Consider the following 3,522-nt stretch of genomic DNA (forward strand, 5'->3'; position numbering starts at 1 on the left):
TTGGTGGGCAATACTGGACTCGAACCAGTGACCTCTACAATGTCAATGTAGCGCTCTAACCACCTGAGCTAATTGCCCGAGGAGAAATGGACATCGTCATGCTTGCATGAAAGATGGACATTCCGACGAGGGTAACGTCCGCCGCAGGCGGAGGTTTGCCCGAAAACATTTTCAAACTCTCATAAGTGCTGCCCAATACTAGCAAAAGTTCTACTCTGTTTCTACCCTATGTACCAAAATAGCCTATTCGGCGAGGAATAGGCTATTTGAGGTGGGCAACGGAGGTCGTTGCCCAAAATTTGGTGGAGGCGGGGAGAATTGAACTCCCTTCCAGAACCGTCGTCCAGCAATCACCACGAGCGTCTCCTCTGTACTTAATCTCGATGCCGGTCTCTGTCGAGGCCACCTGACCGGTCATCCAGTTCGATTATTTTTTCGTGTACTTTGCTCCGAACAGAAGCGCTGTACCTTATTTGGATTTGTCCACGCCACCGATTCTTCCCTACCAACTCGAGAAGAGGTAACGGCAGGCCTCGCAGGCCTGCTAAACGGGTTTAGGCCGCGTTTACAGTTTTGCCGCTTTTTACGAGGCCAGCGGCGCCTCGGCTCGCAATTGAAGGTAGAATCGGCCCTGTCGAGCCCGTTCGCCCCCATGTGCACTCTTTTCAGAGCGAGATGCACTCTACCAAATTATACACCCCTTGTCAATCCCTTATTCGTCGTCCCCACCGCGTGAGAACTTGGCGCTGACCGCAATGTGACGCTTGCGTCCCTTGCCATCGACGTAATCAAAACTCTTACTTTCTAGGAAATAAGCAATAAGCTCATCAGCTAGAAGCTTCTTGGTGTCCTTAATCTCAATGGCCGCATCCTTCATCTTCTCTTGCATCTTGCGGTTGTCCGGCTCGTTCATCACTGCCTCTTTCTGAGCTTGGAACCGGCGCTTGGCCTCTTTCAGCTTTTCATCAAGCTCTACCAGCTCGCTGTCGTTAGCAAGGGCATCGGTGAGCATTTCCTTGAGGGTCTTGTATTCTTGCTCGGCGGTCTCGAGCATCTCGAGGCGCTTTTCAATCTGTGAGTTGGACATGGATATCTGTTAGTCGTTCCTACCCAGGGTACGGACGGAGTCACCCACTGTCAACTTTCCCTCCTCCAGATTGACCCCATCCCCTCTCTCGGCTACTATGCGTCCAGCATGTTGGTAGCTGTACTTTTCGATGCCGATGGCACACTCTTTGACTCCGCAGAGTTCATCCTCAACTCTTACGAGTACACGTGTCGCACACTCAACCTTCCCATGATTACCCGTGAGATGCTCAACGACTCCAAAGGGATTCCTCTCCGCGAAACGTACGATCTGTACCACCCGGAAGGAACCCAGGAGGAATCCTGTCGCGTTCATAAGGATTTTCAGCTCCAGAACCTCCATCTCTGCAAACCATTCGCGGATACGCGGGACACATTGGACAAGCTGAAGGAGCGGGATGTACGCATGGGCATTGTCTCCGCCCGTGGTGGAACGGTTCACCCTGTTGTGGAGCTCAACGGCCTGACCTCCTACTTTGAAGTAATAGTCACCGCCGATGACGTCGTCCTGCGCAAACCACACGCGGAGGGACTCCTCCTTGCCCTGGACAAGATGCAGGTCAAACCGGAGCACGCTTTCATGGTGGGCGATATGCATGGGGACATTGAGATGGGCAGGCGGGCAGGTGTCAAAACCATTGGTGTTGCCTGCGGATTTGAAGGGTGGGACAGGCTAAAGACCTACAACCCCACGTATTTGGCCCAGAACCTAGGCGACATCATCTCCCCGATCGATCTCCACCGAGGTCTTCCTTAATCAAAAGCCCAGTCAGGTGACTGGGCTCTTTTTATTGGATCTCAAGCCGCTTGGGCCTTCTGCGGTCATCCATCCTCTTGGGCAACCGGACGGTAAGGATACCATTCTTCATCTTGGCATCGGCATGATCGCTCTGGACAACCGCTGGAAGCATAAGGGTGCGGGTAAAGGCGCGTCGGGCAAACTCCCTGGTCACTTGGCCACTCTCAGGCTGTGTTGCCTCCATGAGTTCAGCAGATACCGTAAGTTGGTCATCGGTAATTTCCAAGGTAAGGTCTTCCTTGGAAAAGCCTGGGAGCTGCATTTCAACCACAATCACTTCGCCTTCATCCTTCATGTTCACCAACGGCGTAGGGCCAGCTTCCAGACGTGGTGCGTCGCCCATGAAGTCATCTAACATGTCGCGCATTTCACGAAGCGGCTCCCAGGGGTTGCCCAGGGCCGGCGCCTCAGTGGCACCATTCTCCACTGCAGCAGCTAGCGCGCGCTCATTTTCGTCTGCAATAGCAATGAGGCGCTGAAGGGGCACGGCAAAGTAAGCAGCAATTTGGAGCGCGACAGGAAGGCTTGGCAGACAACGTCCCGCTTCCATGGCGTTAATGGACTGACGCGAGATCCCTAAGGCCTCCGCGAGCTCTTCTTGTGTAAGCTCCCGTTCGCGGCGCAAATCCCGGATCCGGATGTGGATAACTCTTTTGGGTTGCATAGGGTTGAATTCATGTAAAGCATACTTTCCATCAGGGTAACCGTCAAGACAAGGGATCTGATTCCCTCGAAAACACAATTAGGAAAGAGGCTCCTTGTTTCAGAAAGAAAAAGCCACCCGAAGGTGGCTTGGAAGGCGTGGGAAGTTTATGCCTCGCAACGTACGTACGAGACAAATGCGCGATTGAACGAGCGGGGCCGGCCAAAGAGCGGCGGATTGCTCTTCAGGGTGATTAAGCCGTTAACCGCTTGTTCAAAACGGGCTTTGTCGCTTTCAAAAAGCCGGTGCAGCTCTTTGAAGCGCGGGGATCGTGACGAAATGCCGAGCTGGCGGCAGGCCGTAATGACTGAATCGGGAATGGTGAAAGATACAAGGTCTTCAGGTCTCCTATCGGGGACATCAAGAGGCAGGGATTGTTGCATATTCTCTATCCAAGACGAGGTTGTTGAACCTCTCCTACACATCATTTCAAGCCAAGGCCTATGGACGCAATATCTTGTGGTTGACCCTCAAAAATGCTACAACCAGGAGGCTCAGGACATTTCAAACATGGGGGTGTATTAATTCGACACCGTGACGGTTCCTTGCGGACCAGCATGCCGAGGACGCTCGATCCTCGTTAATCCCGAGCACCTTTACGTGCAGACTTCGTCTCACGTGCAAAGGCTTTTGTTGCCGGGCTAATGCCTGAGCAGCGCGCCTTTGCGCCTGCGTTCGCCTAAGTGCGATGCCGCTGACCTTTATTAGCCCACGCTAAAGGACCCAGCGCTATATAGTGGGCTGCTCTTGTGAGAGGCATCGTCCTCACGAGCTAAGATAACGATGCGACCTGATGTTCAAGTGAGCGCGTCGCCTTCTGAACCAGGTATGATACGACGATACGCATGTAGAACCCCGCAATTACCCACAGTGGACAGGGGTGCGACTCCCCTCACCTCCACCAATTTTTTATAAGCTCCTAGAGCCATTAATT

The 3,522-nt window shown here is 53.1% G+C and carries 4 protein-coding genes, 1 tRNA gene and 2 other RNA genes; 2 read left to right on the forward strand and 5 right to left on the reverse strand.

The window, feature by feature from the left end:
- Nucleotide 1: 1 nt before the first annotated feature.
- The 3 genes from VLA04_06180 to VLA04_06190 form a co-directional block, all read right to left on the reverse strand.
- Nucleotides 2-78, reverse strand: a tRNA-Val gene (locus VLA04_06180).
- Nucleotides 79-300: 222 nt separating this feature from the next.
- Nucleotides 301-652: a transfer-messenger RNA gene (gene ssrA, locus VLA04_06185) on the reverse strand.
- Nucleotides 653-712: 60 nt separating this feature from the next.
- Complete coding sequence (locus VLA04_06190) at nucleotides 713-1,087, reverse strand: hypothetical protein (protein HSI21243.1); 375 nt, start codon at nucleotides 1,085-1,087, stop codon at nucleotides 713-715.
- A gap of 108 nt (nucleotides 1,088-1,195) precedes the next feature.
- Here VLA04_06190 and VLA04_06195 point away from each other — a divergent pair, with 108 nt between their 5' ends.
- Complete coding sequence (locus VLA04_06195; GenBank protein HSI21244.1) at nucleotides 1,196-1,843, forward strand: HAD-IA family hydrolase; 648 nt, start codon at nucleotides 1,196-1,198, stop codon at nucleotides 1,841-1,843.
- Between the two features lie 31 nt (nucleotides 1,844-1,874).
- Here the strand turns inward: VLA04_06195 and VLA04_06200 are convergent, their stop codons facing one another.
- Nucleotides 1,875-2,549: an Hsp20 family protein gene (locus tag VLA04_06200; protein ID HSI21245.1), complete on the reverse strand. Its 675-nt coding sequence runs from the start codon at nucleotides 2,547-2,549 to the stop codon at nucleotides 1,875-1,877.
- 146 nt (nucleotides 2,550-2,695) lie between these two features.
- Nucleotides 2,696-2,971 carry a hypothetical protein gene (locus VLA04_06205; protein ID HSI21246.1) on the reverse strand — a complete coding sequence of 92 codons (276 nt, stop codon included), beginning with the start codon at nucleotides 2,969-2,971 and terminating at the stop codon, nucleotides 2,696-2,698.
- Nucleotides 2,972-3,100: 129 nt separating this feature from the next.
- Here VLA04_06205 and ssrA (VLA04_06210) point away from each other — a divergent pair.
- Nucleotides 3,101-3,492, forward strand: a transfer-messenger RNA (tmRNA) gene (gene ssrA / locus VLA04_06210).
- The last annotated feature ends 30 nt before the right edge of the window (nucleotides 3,493-3,522 follow it).

The sequence above is a fragment of the Verrucomicrobiia bacterium genome, assembly GCA_035460805.1.
Classification (GTDB): Bacteria; Patescibacteriota; UBA1384; order CAILIB01; family CAILIB01; genus DATHWI01.

What these genes read in the sequence shown, in the direction of transcription:
- VLA04_06190 (HSI21243.1), bottom strand. Translation starts at nt 1,087, where the DNA reads ATGTCCAACTCACAGATTGAAAAGCGCCTCGAGATGCTCGAGACCGCC.
- VLA04_06195 (HSI21244.1), top strand. Translation starts at nt 1,196, where the DNA reads ATGTTGGTAGCTGTACTTTTCGATGCCGATGGCACACTCTTTGACTCC.
- VLA04_06200 (HSI21245.1), bottom strand. Translation starts at nt 2,549, where the DNA reads ATGCAACCCAAAAGAGTTATCCACATCCGGATCCGGGATTTGCGCCGC.
- VLA04_06205 (HSI21246.1), bottom strand. Translation starts at nt 2,971, where the DNA reads ATGCAACAATCCCTGCCTCTTGATGTCCCCGATAGGAGACCTGAAGAC.